We start from the raw sequence: 22,823 nt of genomic DNA on the forward strand, positions 1-22,823 counted from the left end.
GGGCTCCCCGGCCCCCTCTGCGATTGCCGTGTGATACCTGTCAGGAGCTCGGGGTAGCGTCCGGGCGCACGGCAGGCTTGCTGCCGCTGATGCCCGGGAGGGCTCTTGCCTCGACTGCTCGGTGGCCCGGCCACCGACCTGCCGCCGTGCCCCCGCTCCGGCCATGAGGACCGCCGGGTCGTCAAGGACGGGCACTACGGGATACCGCGGCGCGAGCGGTTTCGCTGCGTCGGCACCGCCGCCTACCACCGGTTCGTCCCTGAACTGCCCCGGCAGGTGACCCCGACCGGGGTCTGCGACACCTGCGATAGCGAGGTCCCCGCCCACCGAGGGCCGGTCACCGGTCGCAAGTACGGGTTCCCCGTCCGCGAGGTCGCCGCGGCTTTCGCCGCGGTCGGGACCGGGGTGTCCTACCAGCAGGCTGCGCTACGGGCCCGGGCCCGCTCCGGACGGGACCTCGGCGACGGCGCAGCCCGGGGTGGCAACACGGTCGCGGAGTGGCTCGACACCCTCGCCCCGGTCGTGCTCGAGGCGCACGCGGAGAGGTCCTGGCCGGAGACCCTGGTGCTGGGCGCGACGCGGTTCATGGTCACGAACACGTGGACCGGTGAGCGGTCGATGGCGTTCAACGTGCTCGGCGCCTACGGCTACCCGGCCGCAGGTCAGGGCCGGCCCCGGGTCTGGGCCCTGGCCGCATACCACCAGGCCACCGAGGTGGAGTGGCCGACTTCCTGCGCCCGGGCTCGGTGCGGATGGCGGCGCTGAACGACGCGTTCCGGAGCCCGCAGGGCTGGCAGGCGTTCAAGGGCACGGTCTGGGCGAAGCACCCCGAGACCGCCGCGTGGGTCGCCGACAAGGACGCCACCGTGTCCGCCCAGGTTGCGGTCCGTCACCTGCTGCCGGCGCACTACTCCACCGCGGCGCTGGACGCCCACCTGGGCCGCGTCCGCGACATGCTCGACTCCCGCAGCGTCGTCCTGCGCAACGCCCGCCGAACGACCGCGTTGCTCGGCCTGGCCCGCCTGCACCTCAACGGCGCCGACGACGCCCGCAGGTACACGACCCTGTTGCGCGACTGGCGCGACGCCCGTCGCGGGGTACCGCCTGCGCAGCGCTCCGGCTACGACACCGGCGCCGGGGCCCAGCTCGACCCCGCCCAGCGCGCGCCGGCCTCACTCCGCCGCTGAGTCACCGGAGACACGGGCCGCTCCGATCGCGGGTCGTACTACCCCGCCCGGCCAGGCCGGCCCGACACCCGCTGCTGGGCAGGGTCGCCCTAGCGCCGCCCGTCGCGGCGCTGCTCGCGCCGGGCATCCTTGCGGTCCGCTCGTTCGCGGCGCAACGCCTCGTCGGTGTCCGAGATGGCGCCGATGGGGTCGGTGGCCCCCCACAGATCCCACGCGTTCAGCGTCTGCGTGTGCCCGTACCGCGCCTCCCACGACCGCCGAGCCGACGGCCGACTCAGCCGGACGCTGCGCCACAACCTCCGCCACACGAGCACGGCCGGCGGCAGATTCCAGAACGTGACTGGGACCATCGCCAGGAAGACCGTGAGAACCGGCGCGAGCACGGAGAAGACCACCAGTGTCTGCCAGCCGACCGCGGGCCTGTCGCCTGTCGCGCCCCACACGAGGCCGAACCACAGGGGTAGGCCGATGAGGACGATCACCACTGAGTGGATCGCCCACGCCAGGAGTGCCCGCCGCAACCGGGCACTCCGCGAACGACGGCCCCGCGACGTGACCCCGTCCGCCCGCCGACGCTCCGGGGCGGCCTCCTTACCCGTCGGAGCGGCCCCAGCAGGGTCGTGACCACCGGCGCGTGCGCTTCCCATGTCAGGGATGGTGCCGCACCGCGGGTTGACGGCAACGGCAGTCAGTCCGAGCGGGGTAGCCGAACCGGTCCTACAGGCTACTTACCACCCCGCGATCGCAGAGGGGGTCCCCGTCGACGTTCGGTGCACGAGCCGAAGGCGCTGTCGGTCGAGCAGCTGCGGACGCTCGCGGTGGCGATGGGGGAGCGGGACGGCGACCTGGTCCTGTTCCTCGGTCTGACCGGGCTGCGGTGGTCGGAGGTCGCGGCGCTGCGGGTGTCCGACGTCATCGAGGTGCCGGGGCTCGGGGTGCGGGTGCAGCGGGCGACGACGAGTGCCGGCGGCGGGGGCCGGCTGGTGACCGACTCGGTGAAGAACAACCGGGCGCGGACGGTGCCGGTCGTGGGGGAGCTGCGTCCGGTGATCGACCGTGCCATCGGTCGGCGGGCGAAGGCCGGGCTGTTGTTCGGCTCGCCGGAGGGGGAGCAGCTGCGGTTGTCGAACTGGCGGCGGGACTCGGGCTGGGCGCGGGTGACGGGCGACCTGGGGTTCGCGCCGCTGCGGATCCACGACCTACGGCACACCGCGGCGAGCGTGTGGATCGCGGCCGGGGCCGACGTGAAGGTGGTGCAGCGGGTCCTCGGGCACGCCACCGCGAGCATGACCGTCGACCTGTACGGGCACCTGATGGACCGCAGCCTGTGGGACACCGCGGACCGCCTCGGTGGGGTCCTCGGGGGCACAACGGGGGCAAATCCCGACCCGGCATCGGCGCCGGTGGTAGAAGGGGTCAAGGCTGATGGCCTCTGACCTGGGGTGGAGCGCGGAGCCGCCTATCAGAATCGAACTGATGACCTACGCATTACGAGTGCGTCGCTCTACCGACTGAGCTAAGGCGGCCGGCGCGTGCCTGCACGCGACCGGGCAGAAGTGTACGGGGTGAGACGGGCAGGTCCTGCCCCGAGCGGCGCAGCCCCGGCCGGCCCGTCCGGGCGCGGGGCGCCGGGGCCGCCGACCGGGTCACGTGCGGGACGGGGGCTCAGGCACGGCGGCCGGCGGCCGAACACCACCGGAGCCCTGAGCCCGGCCCGTCACCCCGTCTGGAGGTCCCGCTGTGCCTGCACGACCTCCCGGCACCGAGAGGCTGTCCCGACGGCGCCTGGGCCGGCGGCAGCTGGTCCTGCTCACGCTGCTCGTGGCGGTGGTGGCCGGGGCCCAGCTGCTCGGGCTGCGGACGGTGTGGGCGCTGTCGTCGACGGCCGACGGCTTCGCCGTGGCGCAGGACGTCCTGGGCGACGTCTCCGACGCCCGGCGCGACGCGCTCCTGCTGCGGCTGCAGCTGGAGGCGCAGGACGGCATCCCCGTCGAGGAGACCCGGTCGCGGATCGCGTCCCTGCAGCAGCGGCTGGACGACCTGCAGGCCCACGACCTCCCTCCGGAGACCGGCAGCAGCCTCACCCGGGCGGTCGCGTCTGCGGACCGCGTCGAGGTGGGGCTGGACGAGCTGGCCGTCGACAGCGGTGTCGCCGGCACCGTCGGCGTCGTGGACGAGCGACGGCTCGAGCGGTCCGCGCCCACCGCCCGAGCCGACGCCGTGACCGTCGAGGACTCGCTGCAGCGCCTGGAGACGCTGTTCGAGGCCCAGTACTACGAGCAGAACGCGCAGGCCGTCGCCGCCCGTCGGGACGAGCAGGCGCTCGCCGTGGTCGCGGCCACGGCCGCCGTGGTGCTGGCCGGCGTGCTCGCCGTGTCGTTGCGACGGGCGTCCCGCCGCGACCTCGAGCGTGCGGTGCGCCACCTGGTCCAGGAGCAGCAGGACCGCTCCGCCGCCCAGCAGGCCGCCGCCCGCACCGAGCGCCGGTTCGCGGCCCTCGTGCGTCAGGGCGACGACATGATCCTGGTCCTGACGTCGGGCGTCGTCACGTTCGCCAGCCCGGCTGCGGCCCGCATCGTCGGTCTGGCCGACCCGACCGACCTGCTGGGGGTGCCGTTCGTCGACCTGGTCGCCGACGACGAACGCCCTCAGGCGGAGCAGGCGCTGGCGCGGACGGCGGGCAGCGGGGGCGAGACCGTCCGGGTCGACCTGCGCCTGCGCGAGCAGCCCGGAGGGCAGCCCGGGACCGCGTCGCCCACCTGGGTGTCGGTGTCCCTGACGGACCTGTCCGACGACCCCGCCGTCGGCGGGGTCGTGGTCAACGCCCAGGACGTCACCGACCGGGTCGCCCGGGCGTCGATCCTGGAGCACCTGGCCTTCCACGACCGCGTCACCGGTCTGGCCAACCGGCTCGCCGTCGAGCGGCACCTGGACGGCGCCGGCCCCGACGACCGGTTCAGCATCGTGCTGCTGGACCTGGACGGGTTCGGCGCGGTCAACGACGAGGCCGGCCACGACTACGCCGACGAGGTCCTGCGGGCCGTCGCCGACGCCGTCGAGCTGCGCAGCTACCCCAGCGCGTTCGTCGCCCACTTCGGCGCCGACGTGTTCGCCGTCGTCACACCCGCCTTCGTCGCCCCGCCGGGCGACGTGGCCCGACGGGTCGCGCACGTCCTGGACACCGGCGTCGAGGTACGCGGGCGCCGGGTCCGCCTCGTGGCCGGGATGGGGGCGGTGTCCACGGCCGGGCAGCGCGGCAACGACTCGCTGCGCCTGGCCGAGTCGGCGATGCACGAGGCCAAGCGTCGGGGCGCGGGCGCGGTGGTCGTGCACGACGAGCGACGGCTGCAGCTGCGGCGGGACCGCGCCGAGCTGGTCGACGCCCTGCGCGACGCCGTTCGCAACGACGAGCTGCGGCTGCACCACCAGCCGCTGGTCAGCCTGGCCGGCGGCCAGGTCACCGGCACCGAGGCGCTGGTGAGGTGGCAGCGCGGCCCCGTCCTGGTCCCACCCGGCGACTTCATCCCCGTGGCGGAGGAGACCGGTCTCGTCGTCCCGATCGGCAGCTGGGTCCTGGCCCGGGCGTGCGCCGACCTGGCCGCGCTGGACGCGGCGGGTCGGTCGGGGATGCGGGTCAACGTCAACGTGTCGCCCCGGCAGCTGGCCGACGACGGCTTCGTCGAGCACGTCGCGACCGTCCTGGCCGAGCGGTGCACCGACCCCGCCCGCGTGGTCGTCGAGCTCACCGAGTCCGCCGTCGTCGACGACCCCGACCGGGTGGGCGGCCTGCTGCAGGACCTGCGCGCCGCGGGCCACACCATCGCCCTGGACGACTTCGGCACCGGGTACTCCTCGCTGAGCCACCTGATGCGCCTGCCGGTCGACATCGTCAAGCTCGACCGGTCGTTCGTCGCGGACGTGGCCACCTCGGAGCGCACCCGACGGATGGTCCGCGCCGTGGTGCAGGTCTGCCACGACCTGGGCCTGTCGGTGACCGTGGAGGGCATCGAGACCGACCAGCAGCTCGACGCGGTCCGCGAGGCGGGCTGCGACACCGTCCAGGGGTTCCTCATCTCCCGGCCCGTGCCCCTGGACGAGCTCACCCGGGTGCTCTCGCCGACCGGGCGCACACTGGTCACGTGGCCGCAGCCCCCGCGACAGGCGTCGCCCGGCGCCGTCGCCCCGTCCCGCGTCGGCTGACCAACCTCGCCCTGCTCCTGGTCCTCGCCCTGGTCCTGCTGAGCGGGGTGGGCTCGTGGCTGGTGGGGGAGCCCACCCAGGCGTGGGTCGTCGTCGCGCACGGCGTCGGCGGTCTCCTCGTCGTCCTGCTGGTGCGGTGGAAGGCGCCGGTGATCCGCTCCGGCTGGTCCCGCTCGCGTCGCAGCCGGTGGCTCTCGGCCGCCCTGGCCGCCCTGACGGTGCTCGCGCTGCTGACCGGGGTCCTGCACTCCACCGGGCTCGTCACCGCGGCGGCCGGGCAGCTGATGATGTGGTGGCACGTGGCGGCCGGCCTCCTGCTGCTGCCCCTGCTGGCCTGGCACGCGACCAGCCACCGTCAGCCGGTCCGTCGCACCGACCTGGACCGCCGGCTGCTGCTGCGCAGCGGAGGGCTGCTCGTGGTCGCCGGCGCCGCGTGGGCCGCGGTGGAAGGACTGGTCCGCCTCGCCGACCTGCCCGGTGCCCGCCGACGGTTCACCGGCTCCTACGCCTCGGACCTGCCGCGGCCCACGATCTGGCTGTCCGACCGGGTGCCCGACGTCGACCCCGGGGCGTGGCGGCTCACGGTCACCACCCCCGACCGCATCCGTACCTGGACGGTGGCCGAGCTGCGCGAGCAGCCCGCCGCCGACGTGCGGGCGGTCATCGACTGCACGTCCGGCTGGTACTCCGACCAGCAGTGGGCCGGCCCGACCCTGGCCCACCTGGTGGGCCCGGTGCCCGCGGGCGGCAGCGTCGTCGTCCGTTCTGCCACGGGCTACTCGCGGCGGTTCGCCCCGGACGAGCTGGACCGGGTGCTGCTGGCGCACACCATGGCGGGGCAGCCGCTGCTGGAGCAGCTGGGGGCGCCGCTGCGGCTGGTGGTGCCCGGCCGGCGCGGCTTCTGGTGGGTCAAGTGGGTGGACCGGGTCGAGGTCGACGACCGACCCGCGTGGTGGCAGCCGACGTTCCCCCTGCAGTAGCCCGGGGTGCGCGCCCGACGGCCGTGCCAGGCTGGTCGTCATGGTGACGCGGGAGCGCCGGGTGGACGTCGGGCAGGTCACGCTGGCGGTGACGGAGGCCGGGCCGCAGGACGGCCCGGTCGTGCTCCTGCTGCACGGGTTCCCGGACAGCCGGTGGCTGTGGCGCCACCAGGTCGAGACGCTGGCGGCCGCGGGCCACCGCGTGATCGCACCGGACCTGCGGGGCTACGGCGACAGCGACCGGCCCGACGACGTCGCGTCCTACGAGGTCCGCCACCTCGTCGGTGACGTCACCGGCCTGCTGGACGCGCTCGACGTCGACCGTGCCGCCGTCGTCGGTCACGACTGGGGGGCGGTGCTGGCCTGGGCGTACGCCATGGCCAGGCCCGACCGGGTCGACCGCCTGGTCGCGGTGTCGGTGGGCCACCCGGCCGCTCGTGGTCGTGCCGGGCTCGCCCAGCAGGTCAAGGGCGCCTACATCCCCGTGTTCCTCGTGCCCGGCCTGGCCGAGCGGCTGCTCCCCGCGGGCGGCTGGTACCTGCTGCGCCACGCCGCCTGGGGCGGGGCCTCGCCCGCCGACGTCCCCGACCTGGCCCGGCAGGTGGAGGACATGTCCTCACCGGGCGCGCTGACCGCCGCCCTGTCCTGGTACCGGGCCAACATCCGCCTGCCGCGCCCGCGCCCGCGCCTGCCCGGTCGCCGCCGGCGCCGCGTCGACCCCCGGCGGCCCGCGCGTCCCTCCTCGACCCTCGCGTGCCCGGTGATGGGCGTCTGGTCCACGGGCGACCCCGCGCTGACGGAGGCGCAGATGACCGGTTCGGCCCGGTACGTCACCGGCCCCTGGCGGTACGAGCGGATCGAGGGGGTCGGGCACTGGGTCCCGGTCGAGGCGCCGGACGAGCTCGGGGCGCTGCTGGTGGACTTCCTGTCCTGACGACCGTCCCGAGTTAGGACGGGCGTGCGGTCTTTCTCACACCGCACGACGCTCAAGGTTTGGTCCGGCGGCGGCGGGGTACCTCCCCGGACGCCGGTGGGCAGGGGTGCCCGGACGCGACCGCTGGCAGGCGGCAGGACGACCGCGGACCGAGAGGTCCGATGGCGTGGGCCCGACGGGTGGGACCCGGTCACGGCGGCGTCTGACCACGATGACCCGGTCCGTCCCTCGACCCGTGCCCCCGGGGGGAGCATGCGCACCTCAGGTCCGGCCCGGCGTCGGTGATCATGCCTGCCACCTGCGCGGACGCGGGGGCGACGTCATGACCCGGTGCGTCAGCGGTGGTCATCGACCACCGCGTAGACGGCTGTGACCGCCGGAGCGGCCGGGCGGTCGTCGGGCGGGCCGGTACCCGACGTCGGCGGGCCGTCCGGGTCCCTCGGTGCCCGCGCCGGTGCGGGCCGCGGGCAGGCCCCGCGGACGCGCTGTTCTCCGGCGGTCGGCCCGGCGCCCGGCGACGGTGAGGGGGCGGTGTCGGTGGGTGGTCCGGGGGCGGCGACGGACCCTCATGAGGTTCCATGGGCCCACGGGCCCAGGTCCTCATGTAGGGTCCGTGACCAGTTCGTTATCAGATCCGCCTGCCTGCTCGTGCTCGCCCGGCTAGTTCCCCCAGCCTGCCCGGAGGAAACACCAGTGCCTTCCCTGCTCTCCCGCTGCGCCCTCGGCGCTGCCACGTTGCTCGCCATGAGCCTCGTGGCTGCTCCTGCGGCCCAGGCGACCGATGTCGACGTGGACACCGCCCGGACCGACGTCCAGGAGCTCGGCCGTGAGGTCGAGATCGCCGCCGAGGACTACAACGAGATCCGCGTCCAGCTCGACGCCCAGAAGGACCGCGTCATGGCGGCCGAGACCCGGGTGTCCAGCCAGGCCAAGGCCATCGAGGACATGACGGCCGAGCTCGGGGCGCTCGCGGTCGAGACCTTCAAGCGGGGCGGGGTCGACCCGCAGCTCGCCGTGGTCCTGGGGGACCCCGGTCAGTTCGCCACCTCCTCGAGCACCCTCACGCTGATGGCCGAGCGTCGCTCCACCTCGCTGACCGACCTCAAGGGCGCGCAGGAGGAGCTGGTCCGCCTCGAGGCCACCGCTGCGGGCGAGCTGGCCGAGGTGCAGGCCATGGAGGCCGACCTGGCCGAGCGCAAGACCGCGATCGAGGCCCGTCTCGCGGGGGCCGAGCGTCGCTCCACCTCGCTGACCGACCTCAAGGGCGCGCAGGAGGAGCTGGTCCGCCTCGAGGCCACCGCCGCGGGCGAGCTGGCCGAGGTGCAGGCCATGGAGGCCGACCTGGCCGAGCGCAAGACCGCGATCGAGGCCCGCCTCGCGGGGGCCGAGGACGTCCTCGCCGCCGCCGAGGCCGAGGCCGCCCGGATCGAGGCCGCCCGTCGCGCCGCCGCAGAACGGGCCACCCGGGCCCGCGAGGCCGCGGCCGCCCAGACCGCCGCCGCCGAGGCCGCCGCCGCGGAGTCCACCTCCGGGTCGGCCTCCGACGACTCCGGCCCCGCGTCGGACGACGCCGGGTCCGGCTCCAGCAGCTCCGGCTCGACCAGCTCCGGCTCCAGCGACTCCGGCTCCACGGGGGCGCAGCTCACGTCGTCGGGCACCATCAACTGCGGTGGCACCTCTGTCGCCGTCCCGGACGACCGGGTCGCGACCGTCCTCGGCTTCGCCTGCGCCCAGATGGGCAAGCCCTACAAGTGGGGCGGGTCCGGTCCGGGCTCCTACGACTGCAGCGGTCTCACCTCGGCGGCCTGGTCCCAGGTCGGCGTCTCGCTGCCCCACAGCTCCCGGGCCCAGGCGGGCATGGGCACGCGGGTCTCCCGCGGCGACCTCCGCCCCGGTGACCTCGTCTTCACCTACTCCCCGATCAGCCACGTCGGCATCTACATCGGCGGCAACCGCATGGTCGCCGCGCCGTCCGCCGGGGACGTCGTCAAGATCCAGAACCTCGAGTACCAGCCCTTCAACACCGCGGTCCGCCTCTGACCGAGACGAACGGCGGATGACGCCCGGCCTCACCCGGACGGGCGTCATCCACAGGGACGGTGGAGCGGCCCCAGGCCCCCCGCTACCCTCGTTACCAGTCTGTTACCTGAACACCGGCTCACCCCTGCCCGGAGGACACACCTGTGCGTGATCTACTTCCCCGCTGCGCCCTGCTCGCAGCGACCGCTCTGACAGCCACCCTGATGGTCCCGTTGGCCGCCCAGGCCAGCGAGGTCACGGAGGCCGACGTCGAGTCGGCCAAGGCCGAGGTCGCCGAGCTCGCCGAGGACGTCGACGCCGCCTCCGTCGAGTACGAGGCCGTCGAGGCCCGCCTCGAGTCGTCCCGCGCACGCGTGCAGGCCGCCGAGGCCCGCGTCGCCAGCCAGGCCGCCGTCATCGAGCAGATGGAGACCGAGCTCGCCGGTCTCGCCGTCGAGACCTTCAAGCGCGGGGGCGTGGACCCCCGCCTGACCGCCCTGTCCGGCAGCGCCGACTACGCCGAGGGCACCGAGACCCTGACCATGGTGGCCGAGCGTCAGGCGACCTCGCTGAGCGACCTCGAGGACGCCCAGGTGTCCCTGGAGCGCGCCCAGGCCACGGCCGTCAGCGAGCTCGCGGAGGTCGAGTCCCTCGAGGCCGACCTGGCCGAGCGTCGGGCCGACATCGAGGCGCAGCTCGCCGGCGCCGAGGACGCGCTCGCCCTGGTCGAGGCCGAGAACCAGGCCCGCCTGGCCGCCGAGGAGGCCCGCAACCTCGAGCAGGCCTCGCGCAGCGGCAACCTCGAGGCCGCCCTGCCCACGACCGTCATGGGCTCCGGGCAGTTCGCGCAGCCCACCGGTGGGCGCTTCAGCTCGCCCTACGGCTACCGCGTCCACCCGGTCTACGGCACCCGCAAGCTCCACAAGGGCGCCGACATCGCCACCGGCTGCGGCACCCCCGTCGTCGCGGCCCAGGACGGCGTCGTGGAGTCGGCCAAGTGGAACGGCAGCTACGGCAATATCGTCGTGGTGCAGCACGGCGGCGGGCTGAGCACGGCCTACGCCCACCTCGAGGCCTTCGCCGTGACCAGCGGCCCGGTGTCCCGCGGCGAGACCATCGGCTTCGTCGGCACCACGGGCGTGTCCACCGGCTGCCACCTGCACTTCGAGGTGCGCGAGGGCGGCAACCCGGTCGACCCGATGGGCTACCTCTGATCCACCGCTGAGCGACCGCCGGCCGTGCCGGGCGGCGACCGTGCCCTGGTGGGGCGGTCGCCCCGGCTCGTGCCGGGCCTCGCTGCGTGGCACGCTCCGGAGCGGGTACCCCGCGTCCCGTGAGCGACGCCGCGGACCTGCCCCACGAGCGCAGGAGGTCGGACGTGACGGACGTGACGGACGTGACGAGCCTGCTGGACGACGGCGGGCTCGACCTGCCGCTGCCGGGCTCCGGCCGCACCCTGGACCGGTTCGCCCGCCTGCGTGACCTGGGCGAGGCCGACCTCGTGGTCGCCCGCCTGGCCGAGGCGCACGTCGACGCCCAGGCCGTCCTGGCCGACCTGCTGGGTGTGCCCGCCGACGTCCCGGTCCCCGGCGCGCACCGGCAGCTGTGGGGCGTCTGGGCCGCCGACCCGCCCCAGGCGCCGCTGCGGGCCGGCCGTGCCGGCGGCACGGACGCGTCCTGGTCGCTGACCGGCGCCAAGCCCTGGTGCAGCGGGACCGGGACCTGCGAGCGGGCGCTGGTGACCGCTCACGCCGAGGACGGCTACCGGCTGTTCGCCGTCGACCCGCGCCACCCCGGCGTCACGGCCCGCCCCAGCCGGTGGGCCCCCACCGCCGGCATGTCCGGGTCCGCCACCTGCGACCTCGACCTGGACGACGTACCGGCACGGCCCGTCGGGGGCCCGGACGCCTACCTCGACCGGCTCGGCTTCTGGTGGGGGGCCGCCGGGGTGGCGGCGGTCTGGCTCGGGGGGGCGCGGCGGGTGTCGCAGGCGCTGGAGCGGGCGGCCGCCCGCCACGGCAGCGACCTCGTGCTGGCCTCGCTGGGTCGCGTCGACGCCGCGCAGCACGCGGCCTGGTGCACGCTGGTCGAGGTGGCTCGGCTCGCGGACGCCGCCGGGGAGCACGACGCCGGCGATCACGCCGCCGGGGGTCACGACGCCTCCGGTGGGGGTGACGCCGACCACGCCGGGCGGATGGCGGTGGCGCGGCTGGCCGCGGCCCGCAGCCGGGCCGCGGTGGAGACCGCGGTCGAGGTCACCCTCCACGAGACGGGCCGGGCCACGGGACCGGGCCCGCTGGCCACCGACGCCGAGCACGCCTGTGCCGTCGCCGACCTGCAGGTGTACGTGCGCCAGAGCCACGGCGACCGCGACCTCGCGGTGCTCGGCGGTCTGGCCGTGACCGCCAGGGTCCCCGCGTCGACCGGTGCGCCCGCGTGACGGTCATCGCGGGGGAGGGCACCCCGGAGACCTCGTGGCTGCCGTGGCTGGCGGCGACGGGCTGGGCCCCGGCGGTGCCGCCGGTGCGCCCGGGCGGCGGACGCCCGCGCGCCCTCGTGCTGGCGGCCCACCCCGACGACGAGGTGCTCGGGGCGGGAGGGCTGCTGCACCTGCTGGGCCGGGACGGCTGGCAGGTCGACGTGGTGTGGGCCAGCGACGGCGAGGCCTCCCACCCCGGCAGCACCGTGCTGGCGCCGGAGGACCTGGCCCGCCGCCGCCGGCAGGAGTCGGAGGACGCGCGCCGCGAGCTCGGCCTGCAGGGCACCACGACCTGGCTCGCGCTGCCGGACTCCGGTCTGCAGCCGCACGAGGACGACGTCGCCGCCGCGGTGGACCACGCCCTGACGGGGACGGCGGCGGACCTGGTCGTGGCGCCCTGGCACGCCGACGGCCACCCCGACCACGAGGTCTGCGGCCGGGTGGCGCTGGCCGCGGGCCGCCGTCACGGCGTGCCGGTGTGGGAGGTGCCGATCTGGGCCTGGCACTGGGCGGAGCCGGCCGAGGTGGGGGCGCGATGGCCGCACGCCCGCACCGTCGCCCTGGACGAGACCGCCCGCACGGCCAAGTCCACGGCCGTGCAGCGCTTCGTCACGCAGGTGCACCCGCTCGGCCCGGCCGACGTCGACCGCGCCGTCCTGCCGGCGACCGTCCTGGCCCGGTTCGCCCGCCCGTTCGAGGTGGTCCTCTGCAGCCCGACGCCGACCGCAGGTGCCTCGTGACCCTCCCGCCGGAGTACTTCGCCGACCGGTGGACGCAGGACGACGACCCGTGGCGCATCGCGGACCGCTGGTACGAGCGGCGCAAGCGGGACCTGGTGATGGCGGCCCTGCCGCGGGAGCGGTTCGGGCGCGGCCTGGAGCTCGGCTGCGCCGCCGGGCACCTCACCGAGCGGCTGGCCGCGCGCTGCGAGCAGCTGCTGGCCTGCGACGGCGACCCCCGCGCGGTCGCGCTGGCGGGGGAGCGGCTGTCGGCCTCGCCGCAGGCCGGTGCGGTCACGCTGCAGCAGCGGTGGGTGCCGGGGCAGTGGCCCGACGGGACCTTCGACCTAATCGTGGTGTCCGAGGTCGGCTACTACCTGGGGGCCGACGACCTGGCCGAGCTCGCCGACCGTGCGGTGGCCGGCCTGGCCCCGGGCGGGGTCCTGCTGGCCTGCCACTGGCGCCACCCCGCCCCTGGCTACCCCGGGACGGCCGCCGGCGTCCACGAGTGCCTCGGCGGCACCGGCCTCGCCCACCTCGCCCACCACGAGGAGCCCGACCTGCTGCTGGACGTGTGGACGTCCGGGGAGGCGTCCGTCGCCCGGGCCGAGGGCTGGCTCGGGTGAGCGTCCCGGACGGGTCGGAGCCGTCGGCCCTGACCGGGCTCTCGCACCTGGGGGTGCTGGTGCCGGTCCGTGACGAGGAGCGGCTGCTCGGGCGGTGCCTGCGCTCGCTGGGGTCCGCCGCGGACGCGCTGCGGGCCGCCCGCCCGGGGGTGCACCTGACGGTGGTGGTGGTGCTGGACGGCTGCCGTGACGGCAGCGCGGAGGCGGCCCGCGCGGCCACCTGGTCCCCGGACCTGCCGCTGCCGCACCTGATCAGCACCGAGCCCGTCGGGGTCGGTGCCGCCCGGCGCCGGGGGGCCACCCACCTGCTGGAGCAGGCGGGCACGGGGGGCGGCCGGCCCGGGACGACCTGGATCGCCGGGACCGACGCCGACTCGACCGTGCCGCCGGGGTGGCTGCTCGAGCAGGTCCGGGCGGCCGAGGCCGGCTTCCACGCCCGGGTCGGGACGGTCGTGCTGTCCTCACCGCGGGACCAGCTGGCCGCCCGCTGGACCGAGCAGCAGCAGCACGTCGAGGGGCACCCGCACGTCCACGGCGCCAACCTCGGGGTGCGGGGCGACGCCTACCTGGCGGTGGACGGCTACCCCGAGGTCGTCACCGGCGAGGACGTCCACCTGGTGCAGGCCCTGGAGCGGGCCGGGGCCCGGCTGCTGCGGACGGCGCAGCACCCCGTCGTCACCTCCGACCGCCGGGAGGGCCGCGCCCCCGAGGGCGTCGCGGCCGACCTGGCCGAGCTCGCCGCCGCCGAGCCGGGGGTGCGGGCGTCCTGACGGGCTGCCGGACGCCCTGCCGAGGGTGCCGGTGGTACCGACGGGGGAGGGCGTCGTCGCGGGCTCGGAGGCGCCCCTCGAGCACCGCTACGTCGAGCTGGGCGGGCGTGGCGGGGTCGGTGTACCGACCAGCGACGGCGGAGCCGTCCCGGGGTCGTCCTGACCGTCGGGCCCGCGTGCCGTGTCGCTGGTCGGTACGGCGGGCGGTGACAGCGCCGCCCCGGCCGCGGCGGCGGCCTCGCGGTGGTCCCGCAACCGGGCCACGACCCTGCGCGCGCCGGCCAGGACCGGCACGGCCAGGGACGCGCCGAGGATCCCGGCGACCGCGGCGCCGACGATCGTGGCCGAGAACGTGACGATCGGGTGCAGCTGCAGGGCGGCGCCGGTCAGCTTGGCCTGGATCACCGTCTGGACCAGGTTCTGCACCAGGAGGATCACCAGCAGCAGGACCACCGCCTCGAACGGGCCGGCGGCGCCCAGGGCGATGAGGACGGCGACCGCCGCGGAGAAGATGGCCCCCAGGTAGGGCACGTAGGACGTGACCAGGGTGACCACACCGATCGCCAGCGCCAGCGGCACCCCCAGCAACCACGCCGTGACCGTGATGACCAGGGCCACCACGACGCTGGACAGGGTGAGGGCCAGGTAGTAGCGGCGCAGCGAGTCCACGACGTCGGTGACCATCCCGTGGCCGACCGGGGCCGGGACCCACAGCCGCTGGTGGGTCCAGCCCGTCAACCGGTGCCAGTCGGCCAGCATCAGGAACAGCAGGAACATCGAGATGGTGGTGCCGATGAGGAACGACGTGATGGAGCCCAGGGCCCCCACCACGGCGCTGGCCGGGCCCAGCGCCAGGGTGCCCGCCACCTCCAGGCCGCGCCGCAGCAGCGTGGCGGGGGACTGGACGTCGATGCCCAGCCCGTCCAGCTGCTGCACGGCCCAGGCCAGCCCGGCCCGCAGGTCGCCGGTCACCACCGACCACTGGGACGCCACGGCCGAGACGGCCAGCCAGATGACCCCCACCAGCACCCCGAGGAACCCGAGCAGCACGAGCAGGGCGGCCACGGTCCGGGGGACCCGTCGGGCCTGCAGCAGGTCGACCAGGGGGACGAGCAGCACCGCCACCACCACCGCCACCACGAACGGCACCACCAGCCCGGCCACGGCGGACAGCCCGAGCACGAGGACGGCGCCGAGGCCGATGATGCCGAGCCAGGACCATGCCGCCGCACCGGCACGGCGCAGGGTGTCACCACCGGGGGATGCGGCCATGGCAGGACAGTAGGGACGACGGGCGGCGGGTGTCATCACCCCGGCCCTCAGGTCGCGGCGCACGCGTGCCGATGCACCGGTGGTGGCAGCGACGACGGCACCGGTGCAGGGCCCCGCGACAGGGCGGGGGCCGCTGCTGCGACGCCGCGTCGTCACCGGCCTCGTCGTGACCCCTCGCCGGCCCCAGCCGTCCGCCACGCCCTGCTCGGGCCCCTGCCGTCACGAGGACCGCAGGTGCGGGTCGGACCTGTCGGCCCGGGTGCCCGGCGAGCTCGTCGCCCGCGAGCTGGCCCGTCACCACGACGCGTCGGCGCAGGGCCCGGGCGGGCTCGTCGTCCGAGCCCCGCGCGCCGCCGCCCTGCGCCGCTGGTACCGGGCCGTCGCCGCGCAGCAGCGGGTGGCCGCCCTGCTGGGCGGGCTCGACGCCCGCAGCCACGTCCTGCACGCCGTCCCGGTCGGTGGTCCCCTGGGGGTCGACCACCTGGTCGTGGGACCGAACGGGGTCGTCGTGGTCCGCACCGCCCACCACGCCGGGGAACGGGTGAGCGTGCACGCCTGCCAGGTGCGCGCCGACGGCCGCCCGGTGGGCCACGTCCGCGAGGTCGAGCGCCAGGTCCGGCTCGTGGCGGCCACGCTGGGCGCCGCCGCCGGTCACGACGTCGCGGTCCGCGGCGTGGTGGTGCTCGTGGGGGCCCGTTCGGTCCGGGCCACCGAGGTGCCCCGGCGGGTGACGGTCCTCACCGACGACGACCTCGTGACCTGGCTGGTCCGGCGTCCGCGGGTGGTCTCGCAGGTCGTGGTCGACCGCATCGCGGCCCTGGCCGCCGACCCCCGTACCTGGGGGCTCGACCCCGGGACGGACGACGACGCGGGCCGTCGTCACGGCCAGGCCTGCGTCGAGGCCGTCCGGGTCGCCCTCAGCCGCTGGCCGAGGCCGTCGACCGCCGCCCCGGGCCGCCGGGCAGGCCCACCCGGTCGCTGACCCCGCCGGCCCGCCCGACCATTCGTCCGGCCATTCGTCACAATCGGGCGAAACCGCCCCTGACCTGCGCGTCCACCCCCATGGGTCGTCCGGTGGAACCCGGGTAGTCCCTTCGGGCAGTCCCTGTGCCCGTCGCGCCGCCCGTCGCCCGACCTGGCCTAACGTCCAGCTCGTGGCAGTGGTCGGAGCGGTCCCCCAGGTCTACCGGGGACCCGACCGCCGGCGTCGCCACGACCCCGTCGTCGCGCACCCGTCCACCCCTCCCGCCGCCACCGACGACCTCGGCGAGCCGGGGGTGCCCACCGCCGGCGCCGACCCCGTCGCCGCCCCGACGCGGGGGCCGGGCGGGGCCCGCAGCCACCGGGGGTGGCGGCGGGCGGTCGGGCCGGTGACGACCGTCCTCGCCCTCCTGGCGCTCGCCGTGCTCGTGCTGCTGACGCTGCCGGACGCCGCCACCGCGGCCCTGCTGCGGCTGTCCGGCGACATGCTCGTCCACCCGTCCACGGCGTCGCTGCTGCGCCACCTGGTGACCTGGGTGCTGGTGGCCGCCGGGGTGGCGGGGCTGGTGCGCTGGCGGTTGGACGGTCGGGCGCCCGAGGGCCTGCTGTCGGCCGCCCTCCTGGTGCTCGGCGGCGGGGCCACCGTGGTGACCCGGGCCGAGGACCTGGTCCTGGCCGTCGAGACCGTCACCGTCGCGAGCCCGCTGCTGGTGGCCCTGCTCGCCGTCCCGGTGGTGGTGGCCGCCACGACCACCGGGGAGGTCGACAGCGGGTTGCGCCCGGGCCGCGTGCTGGTCCGGACCTCGGTGGCCACGGCGGCCGCCGCCGTCCTGGCGGTCCTGACCGCCGCGGTCCTCGTCGCCCTCGTCCCGCCGGCCCAGCTGCCGGCGTGGTCCAGCTCCGTCTGGTCCGCGTCGGCGGTGGTGTGGGCCGCCGGCGCGCTCCGGGTGCTGGTCCGGCCGGGTGCGCTGCCCCGACGGTGGGCGACGGTGACCGGTGTGCTGCTCCTCGCCCTCGTCCTGGGCGCCGTCGGGCGCGGCCTCGCCCACCTGGTCCCGCTGCCGGGGGCCGAGCAGGCCGCCGCGACGTCGATGCACGTGCTCGTCCTGGTCGCCGCCGCCCTGGTGGGGCGCTGCGCGCTGGTGGACACCCGACGGGCCCTGGACGCCGTCGTCCGCCGGGACCGCGAGCTGAGCCTCCGGCTGGCCGCCGACGAGGCCGTGCTGCAGGGCCACGCCGAGAAGCTCCACGACGCCCGCTCCAGCGTGGCCGGGATCCGCAGCGCGGCCGCGGCCATCGAGCAGCTGGCCGACCGGCTCGACCCGCTCGACCGCGCCGACCTGGAGGAGGGGGTGGCCGTCGAGCTGTCCCGTCTCGAGCGCCTGCTGTCGCGCCCCGGTACGGCCCGGACGTCGACGACGGCCGTGGACGACGTCGTCCGACCCCTGGTGGTGCTGTTCCGCGAGCGCGGGCAGCGGCTGGTCTGGGAGCCGAGCGGGACGCTCGTCGGGCTGGACGAGGACGCGCTCGCCCGGGTCGTGGCCAACCTCCTCACCAACGCGCTGGTCCACGCGCCCGGTGCGACCGTGAGGCTCGGCGCCGCGCCGTACGGCTCCGACGTGCGGATCACGGTCGAGGACGACGGTCCTGGTGTCCCCGCGTCGCTGCGGGCGACGGTGTTCGGGTCGGGGATCTGCGGCGGTCCCGGTGCCGGCGACGGGCTCGGCCTGCCCGTCGTCCGGCGTCTGGCGCGGGCCGCCGGGGGCGACTGCCGTCTGCTCGGCGACCACGGGGCCCGCTTCGTGCTCGACCTGCCCGCCGCCGACGGTCGCGGCAGGCGGACCGGTCCGGGGGGTTCCGCCACCGCGGCCGCCGTGCCGACGGCCCGAGGCGTGCGCTGAGCCCGGTCGTGCCGCGCCGGGTGGTCGTGGTCGAGGACCACGCCCTGCTCGCGCAGTCCGTGGCGCTGGTGCTGCGGCACTCGGGCCGGGAGGTCACCGTCCTGGGCCCGCTCGACGACGTCGAGGCGACGGCCCGCGACCTGCCCCCCGCGACCGTGCTGCTCGACCTGGACCTCGGGCGGGACCGGCTCGGCGACGACCTGGTGGCGCCACTGCACGCCGCCGGGCACGCGGTGGTGGTCGTCACCGGTGCGACCGACGAGGCCCGGCTCGGGGCGTGCCTGCTGGCGGGCGCGGTCGCCGTCCTCGACAAGTCGGTCCCGCTGGACGTGCTGGTGGGCACGGTCGAGCTGGTGGAGTCCGGGCGCCCGGTGCTCGACCGGGCCAGGCGCGAGCACCTGGTCCGCGCCGCGCGCAGGCAGCGGGAGCAGCGGTCGGCGGCGATGGAGCCGTTCGACCGGCTGACCCCGGGCGAGGCCGAGGTGCTGGAGGGCATCGTGCTGGGTCGCCGCGCGGCGGACATCGCCCGGCAGCGCGTGGTGAGCCTGGCCACCGTGCGAGCCCAGGTCCGTGCCGTGCTCAGCAAGCTCGGCGTCGCCTCGCAGCTGGAGGCGGCGGCCCTCGCCCATCGTTCGGGGTGGTGGGAGCGCCGCTCAGGGGGCCGTTGACGGGCCGGCGTCGGGCTCGCCGGGCACCTTCGACGGCACGCCGACGGGCGCCGTGGTCCCGACGGGCGCCTCGGTCCCGACGGGCGCCTCGGTCTGCACGGGTGGCGGTGTCTGGACGGGCGGCGTGGTCCCGACGGGCGGCGTGGTCTGGACGGGCGGCGCCGGCGGGGTGGACGGCGCAGGCGGGGTGGACGGCGCAGGGTCGGCGGGCTCGACGGTCGGGGCCGGCGGCGCGGGAGCGGGCTGCGGCGCGTCGGGGGCAGGTGCGCCGCCGGAGCCGCTGCCGCCGGGGGGCGCGGGCGGTCCGACGGGCCCGACGGGGTCCGCCGGGGCGACGGCGGTCCGGGCCCCCGCACCGGGCGGCGTCACGTCCACCACGACGGCGGTGTCGACGAACCGGCCGCTCGCGCTGTCCAGGGCCACGACGTGCAGCGGTTCGGCGGTGCCGCCGCGCGGTCCCGCGAGCACCAGCGTCGTGGTGCCGCCGACGGGCACGTCGACCGCCACCGGGGTCCCGGCGACGCGGCACACCGGGGCAGCGGGCACGTCGTCGACGGCCACCGTCGCGGTCCGCCACACCGACCCCGGGCAGGAGCGGGGACGCTGCCCCGCGGGCGGGAGGCCGTCGTCGGCCAACGCCCCGACCACCAGCACGAGGTCCTGCTCGACGGTGCCGTCGTTGCGGACGCTCAACCGGAGCGGGGCCCCCGTCGACGGCCAGCCGACGTGCTCGACCGCCTGTCCCGGCGGGGTCGTGGGCTCGGTCGTCGTCGCGATCACGGTGGCGGCGGCCAGGGCGCCGCCGGGCAGCACGGCGGTGTCCGCCCAGGCCGCCAGGGTGCGGCCCGTCGTCGCGCCCAGCCCGGCGGCGGTGACGACGACCAGCCCCACGGCCAGCGGCAGCGCCCAGGCCCGGGTGACCAGGCCCCGGCGACGCCCCCGCAGGTGGGGGACCGCGCCGCTGCGGCGTCGCGCGTGCCTCACGGCCGTCCACCGCCGAGGTCGACGGGACCGCGCCCGGGCAGCCGCTGCGTCAGCCCGTGGAGCGGACCGGGGCTGCGGGTGGCCGCGGGCCGGCCCGCCCCCACCACCAGGGCGAAGGCGACGGTGTCGCCCTGCGTCAGGTTGTCGGTCGCGGAGTCCACGTGCGCGACCGTGAGCAGCGCGCACGTCGACCCGGTCCCCCGGGCCCGGGCGACGAGCTGGGTGTGCACCGCGTCCAGGAACGGCGTCGCCGGCACCTGCGGCACCGGCTGGGGGCGGCACTGGCCGGCCACGAGGGACCCGGGGTGCAGCTGCAGGGTCAGGTGCGCCGACAGCTCACCGCCGCCGGGGCCGCAGGTGGTGTCGCCGGCCGCGACCTCCGGGCGCAGGCAGCCGTGGTCGTCGTCGACCACGTCGGCCACGGCCAGGTGGACGTCGCGGACCGGGGTCCGCGGGTCCAGCGCGAGCACGACGGTGCGGGACGTGCCGGGCACGATCTCGCTGACCACCACCCGGTTCGTGGCCTCGCTGCCGTGCACGGTGACGACGGGGCGGCCGGTCGCGTCGTGGCGGGCCGACGCCGGGGTGCTCGGCAGGACCGGCACCAGGCCCAGGGCCAGGACGCCCAGCAGGGCGCCGACGACACGGGCGCCGCGACCCAGCCGGGTGCTCGGAGGGCTGAGCCGCCTCACGCCGTGGTCCCCACCTGGTGGTCGGCCGAGGACGGGGCGGGCCGGCGGCCGGGGGCGGGGAGCTGGACCGAGGCGGTCGCGACGGACGTGGCCCCGGCGTCGCGCAGGGCGCGCTCGAGCACGGTCACGGCGTCGGGGTCGACCACGCACTCGACCGTGATCTCGTCGGGCAGGCGGCGCGGGTCGGTGGCCGGCGTGACGAGCCGCCCGCCGTTGGCGCGGGCCACGTCGAGCACCGCGCGGGCGGTCGGACCGGTCGCGGACGCCAGCACGAGGTGCCGGCTCAGGCCCCGGCGGGCCGGGCGGAAGGCGGCGATGAGGTGGTAGCCGGCGTAGGCGAGCAGGCCGAGGACCGCGACCGCGAGCAGGACGGCCGGGTCACCGGCACGCACCGTCAGGTGCCCGACCCACGGCACGTGGTACCAGAGCTCGCCGACCACGGCACCGGCCGGGACGAGGTCCGGGTCGTCCCCGTCGTTGGCGTCGCCCTTGGTGCGGAACTCCAGCTCGCCGTCGTCGGTGACGACCTCGACCACGCGGTGCGTGACCAGCGTCGGGTCGCCGGGGGCCACCTGGAAGCTGATGACGTCGCCCGGCTCGACGGTCCACGGGTCGACGGGGCGGCTGACGGCGACGGAGCCCACGGGCAGCGACGGGGTCATGCTGCCGGTGAGGACGGTCAGGGCCTGGGCGCCGCCGGCCCGGGGCACGACCACGACGGCGACGACGGCCAGGGCCACGGCGAGGAGCACGAGCCAGCCGAGCACGCGGCCTGCGATGCGGAGCACGGGTGCCATGTCGGCTCCTCTGACTGGTGTGGGGCCCGGGAGGGGTGACGAGGGGGGTGCGGCCCCCGACCGTGACGACGGTCGGGGGCCGCGTGTGCTCAGTTGGCGGGCTGGTTGCTCTGCACCAGGTCGAACCGGACGGAGAAGCTCGCGCTGTCGCCCTGGGTGGCGTTGTCGCTGCTCTGCGGCAGGACGATGCTGGAACCGACGCACAGGGCGGCACCGGGCGCGAGGACGGCGTCGGCACCGGTGCTGTCCTTGAAGGTCAGGCTGCCGGCCCCGCCTGCGGCGGCGAGGCTCCGCGTCGTGATGGCGGCGTACTCCTTGAGACCGCTGCCGGTCACGCCGCTGCCGGTGTACTCGCCGCCGCCCTGGACGTTGGTGCCGCACCGGTTGGTCGCGGGCGCCTGGTAGGCGACGACCTTGATCTGCGCGTCTCGGACGAACTCCCCGCCGGAGGCGGTGTCCGCGCAGTCGGGGTCCACGAGGACCTCGCCGTTGCCGTTGCAGCCGTCCTCCGTGCCCTGCAGGTCCAGCAGCTCCACCGCGAGGGTGGCGTTGGGGACCGAGTCGCCGTCGTTGGAGACGACGCGGACCCACTCGTCCTTGCCCTGGCCGGGGGCCAGACGCAGGTTGTCGAAGGTGGTCGAGCTGTTGGGGTTCGCCACCACGTCGAGCGTCAGGGTGCCGGCGCCGACGGTGTTGCCCTCGTCGATCGAGAAGTCGGACCAGGAGGCGTAGGTGGTGCCACCGGCGAGCAGGGCCACGGCGGCGACCCCGGCGAGCGAGGCCTTGATGACGTTGCTGTTCATGATGTCTCCGTCTGGGTCAGGTGCTGGATGGGTGAGGTGGTGCCGAGGTCCGGGTGGTGCGGGGCGGGACGCTGGGTCAGCGGATGGGCTGGTCGGTCTGCACGAGGTCGAAGCGCAGCGAGAACTCGCCGCTGTCGCCCTGGCTGGCGTTGGTCGCGTTCTGCGGCATCAGGACGGCGGCCCCGACGCAGAGGGCGTTCCCGGCGCCCAGGACGGCGTCCTCACCGGCGGCGTTCTTGAACGTCACGCTGCCCAGGTCGACGGCCTGGTCCAGGCGGGTCCGGGCGATGGCGGTGTACTGCGCCCGGTTGTTGAACCACGGGTCGCCGATGACGCGGTCGGAGCAGTTCATGCCCTGGTCGGCGATGCGGAACGCGCTGATCTGGATGCGCGCCCAGCGGTCGAACTCGCCGCCGCTGGTGGTGTCGGCGCAGTCGGCGTCGACCAGCACCTCGCTGTTGCCGGCGCAGCCGTCCTCGGTGCCGACGTAGTCGACGATGTCGACGGACAGGGTGCCGTTGGGGACCGAGTCGCCGTCGCTGGACAGGATCTTGATCCACTCGTCCTTGTCCTCGCCCGGGGCGAGGCGGACGTTGTCGAACTGGCTCCGGGGGCCGTTGCCGGCCTGCTCGCCGGCGACCAGGGTGAGGGTGCCCGCGCCGACGGTGTTGCCCTCGTCGATCGAGAAGTCGGACCAGGACGCGTACGTGGTGCCCCCCGCGAGCAGGGCGACGGCGGCGACCCCCGCGAGGGAGGCCTTGAGGACGTTGCTTCGCATGACGACTCCGATTCCCGCTCCCCCCGAGCGGGG

22 protein-coding genes and 1 tRNA gene are annotated in these 22,823 nt (G+C 76.2%); 15 read left to right on the forward strand and 8 right to left on the reverse strand.

Annotation, left to right across the window (positions count from 1 at the left end; genetic code table 11):
- The first annotated feature begins 105 nt into the window (after positions 1-105).
- Positions 106-765, forward strand: coding sequence for a hypothetical protein (locus ACR80Q_RS02315; protein ID WP_435375925.1), 660 nt, complete (start codon positions 106-108; stop codon positions 763-765).
- The gene (locus tag ACR80Q_RS02320; protein ID WP_435375926.1) at positions 720-1,187 is read left to right on the forward strand and encodes a hypothetical protein; all 468 of its coding nucleotides are present in this window, start codon (positions 720-722) and stop codon (positions 1,185-1,187) included. Before ACR80Q_RS02315 ends, ACR80Q_RS02320 begins: the two co-directional genes overlap by 46 nt.
- Before the next feature lie 89 nt (positions 1,188-1,276).
- On the opposite strand, the gene ACR80Q_RS02325 is transcribed toward ACR80Q_RS02320, so the two are convergent.
- Positions 1,277-1,669, reverse strand: a complete 393-nt coding sequence (locus ACR80Q_RS02325; RefSeq protein ID WP_435375927.1) for a hypothetical protein — start codon at positions 1,667-1,669, stop codon at positions 1,277-1,279.
- Positions 1,670-1,957: 288 nt separating this feature from the next.
- Here ACR80Q_RS02325 and ACR80Q_RS02330 point away from each other — a divergent pair, with 288 nt between their 5' ends.
- Positions 1,958-2,623: a tyrosine-type recombinase/integrase gene (locus tag ACR80Q_RS02330; RefSeq protein ID WP_435375929.1), complete on the forward strand. Its 666-nt coding sequence runs from the start codon at positions 1,958-1,960 to the stop codon at positions 2,621-2,623.
- A gap of 17 nt (positions 2,624-2,640) precedes the next feature.
- On the opposite strand, the gene ACR80Q_RS02335 is transcribed toward ACR80Q_RS02330, so the two are convergent.
- Positions 2,641-2,713: transfer RNA gene (locus ACR80Q_RS02335), tRNA-Thr, on the reverse strand.
- Between the two features lie 214 nt (positions 2,714-2,927).
- Here ACR80Q_RS02335 and ACR80Q_RS02340 point away from each other — a divergent pair.
- The 9 genes from ACR80Q_RS02340 (at position 2,928) to ACR80Q_RS02380 (ending at position 13,914) form a co-directional block, all read left to right on the forward strand.
- Positions 2,928-5,387, forward strand: coding sequence for a putative bifunctional diguanylate cyclase/phosphodiesterase (locus ACR80Q_RS02340; protein WP_435375930.1), 2,460 nt, complete (start codon positions 2,928-2,930; stop codon positions 5,385-5,387).
- Entirely contained in the window at positions 5,327-6,367 is a 1,041-nt protein-coding gene (locus ACR80Q_RS02345; protein WP_435375931.1) for a molybdopterin-dependent oxidoreductase, read from the forward strand. Before ACR80Q_RS02340 ends, ACR80Q_RS02345 begins: the two co-directional genes overlap by 61 nt.
- A gap of 40 nt (positions 6,368-6,407) precedes the next feature.
- A complete protein-coding gene (locus tag ACR80Q_RS02350; protein WP_435375932.1) occupies positions 6,408-7,301 on the forward strand; it encodes an alpha/beta fold hydrolase in 894 nt (297 codons plus the stop codon).
- A 693-nt stretch (positions 7,302-7,994) separates the two neighbouring features.
- Positions 7,995-9,341: a C40 family peptidase gene (locus ACR80Q_RS02355; RefSeq protein ID WP_435375933.1), complete on the forward strand. Its 1,347-nt coding sequence runs from the start codon at positions 7,995-7,997 to the stop codon at positions 9,339-9,341.
- A 143-nt stretch (positions 9,342-9,484) separates the two neighbouring features.
- Entirely contained in the window at positions 9,485-10,534 is a 1,050-nt protein-coding gene (locus ACR80Q_RS02360) for a M23 family metallopeptidase (protein WP_435375934.1), read from the forward strand.
- A 119-nt stretch (positions 10,535-10,653) separates the two neighbouring features.
- Positions 10,654-11,760, forward strand: coding sequence for an acyl-CoA dehydrogenase family protein (locus tag ACR80Q_RS02365; protein WP_435375935.1), 1,107 nt, complete (start codon positions 10,654-10,656; stop codon positions 11,758-11,760).
- Positions 11,757-12,539 carry a PIG-L deacetylase family protein gene (locus tag ACR80Q_RS02370; RefSeq protein WP_435375936.1) on the forward strand — a complete coding sequence of 261 codons (783 nt, stop codon included), beginning with the start codon at positions 11,757-11,759 and terminating at the stop codon, positions 12,537-12,539. Before ACR80Q_RS02365 ends, ACR80Q_RS02370 begins: the two co-directional genes overlap by 4 nt.
- Positions 12,536-13,144, forward strand: coding sequence for a class I SAM-dependent DNA methyltransferase (locus ACR80Q_RS02375; protein WP_435375937.1), 609 nt, complete (start codon positions 12,536-12,538; stop codon positions 13,142-13,144). The genes ACR80Q_RS02370 and ACR80Q_RS02375 overlap by 4 nt, the downstream gene beginning before the upstream one ends.
- A complete protein-coding gene (locus ACR80Q_RS02380) occupies positions 13,141-13,914 on the forward strand; it encodes a glycosyltransferase family 2 protein (RefSeq protein WP_435375938.1) in 774 nt (257 codons plus the stop codon). Before ACR80Q_RS02375 ends, ACR80Q_RS02380 begins: the two co-directional genes overlap by 4 nt.
- An 87-nt stretch (positions 13,915-14,001) precedes the next feature.
- Here the strand turns inward: ACR80Q_RS02380 and ACR80Q_RS02385 are convergent, their stop codons facing one another.
- On the reverse strand, positions 14,002-15,186 hold the full coding sequence (locus tag ACR80Q_RS02385; RefSeq protein WP_435375939.1) for an AI-2E family transporter: 1,185 nt from the start codon (positions 15,184-15,186) through the stop codon (positions 14,002-14,004).
- 82 nt (positions 15,187-15,268) lie between these two features.
- Here ACR80Q_RS02385 and ACR80Q_RS02390 point away from each other — a divergent pair, with 82 nt between their 5' ends.
- From ACR80Q_RS02390 to ACR80Q_RS02400, 3 genes are all read left to right on the forward strand, one after another.
- A complete protein-coding gene (locus ACR80Q_RS02390; protein ID WP_435375940.1) occupies positions 15,269-16,168 on the forward strand; it encodes an NERD domain-containing protein in 900 nt (299 codons plus the stop codon).
- 172 nt (positions 16,169-16,340) lie between these two features.
- Complete coding sequence (locus tag ACR80Q_RS02395; RefSeq protein WP_435375942.1) at positions 16,341-18,068, forward strand: sensor histidine kinase; 1,728 nt, start codon at positions 16,341-16,343, stop codon at positions 18,066-18,068.
- A gap of 8 nt (positions 18,069-18,076) precedes the next feature.
- Positions 18,077-18,736 carry a response regulator gene (locus ACR80Q_RS02400; RefSeq protein ID WP_435375943.1) on the forward strand — a complete coding sequence of 220 codons (660 nt, stop codon included), beginning with the start codon at positions 18,077-18,079 and terminating at the stop codon, positions 18,734-18,736.
- Here ACR80Q_RS02400 and ACR80Q_RS02405 read toward each other — a convergent pair.
- The 5 genes from ACR80Q_RS02405 to ACR80Q_RS02425 form a co-directional block, all read right to left on the reverse strand.
- A complete protein-coding gene (locus ACR80Q_RS02405) occupies positions 18,722-19,720 on the reverse strand; it encodes a hypothetical protein (protein ID WP_435375944.1) in 999 nt (332 codons plus the stop codon). The genes ACR80Q_RS02400 and ACR80Q_RS02405 overlap by 15 nt on opposite strands.
- Complete coding sequence (locus ACR80Q_RS02410) at positions 19,717-20,412, reverse strand: hypothetical protein (RefSeq protein ID WP_435375945.1); 696 nt, start codon at positions 20,410-20,412, stop codon at positions 19,717-19,719. Before ACR80Q_RS02410 ends, ACR80Q_RS02405 begins: the two co-directional genes overlap by 4 nt.
- On the reverse strand, positions 20,409-21,209 hold the full coding sequence (locus ACR80Q_RS02415; protein ID WP_435375946.1) for a signal peptidase I: 801 nt from the start codon (positions 21,207-21,209) through the stop codon (positions 20,409-20,411). Before ACR80Q_RS02415 ends, ACR80Q_RS02410 begins: the two co-directional genes overlap by 4 nt.
- 89 nt (positions 21,210-21,298) lie before the next feature.
- Positions 21,299-22,012, reverse strand: coding sequence for a SipW-dependent-type signal peptide-containing protein (locus tag ACR80Q_RS02420; protein ID WP_435375947.1), 714 nt, complete (start codon positions 22,010-22,012; stop codon positions 21,299-21,301).
- Between the two features lie 76 nt (positions 22,013-22,088).
- On the reverse strand, positions 22,089-22,790 hold the full coding sequence (locus tag ACR80Q_RS02425; protein WP_435375948.1) for a SipW-dependent-type signal peptide-containing protein: 702 nt from the start codon (positions 22,788-22,790) through the stop codon (positions 22,089-22,091).
- Positions 22,791-22,823 lie beyond the last annotated feature (33 nt).

Source organism: Aquipuribacter aurantiacus, from assembly GCF_051216895.1.
GTDB lineage: Bacteria > Actinomycetota > Actinomycetes > Actinomycetales > JBBAYJ01 > Aquipuribacter.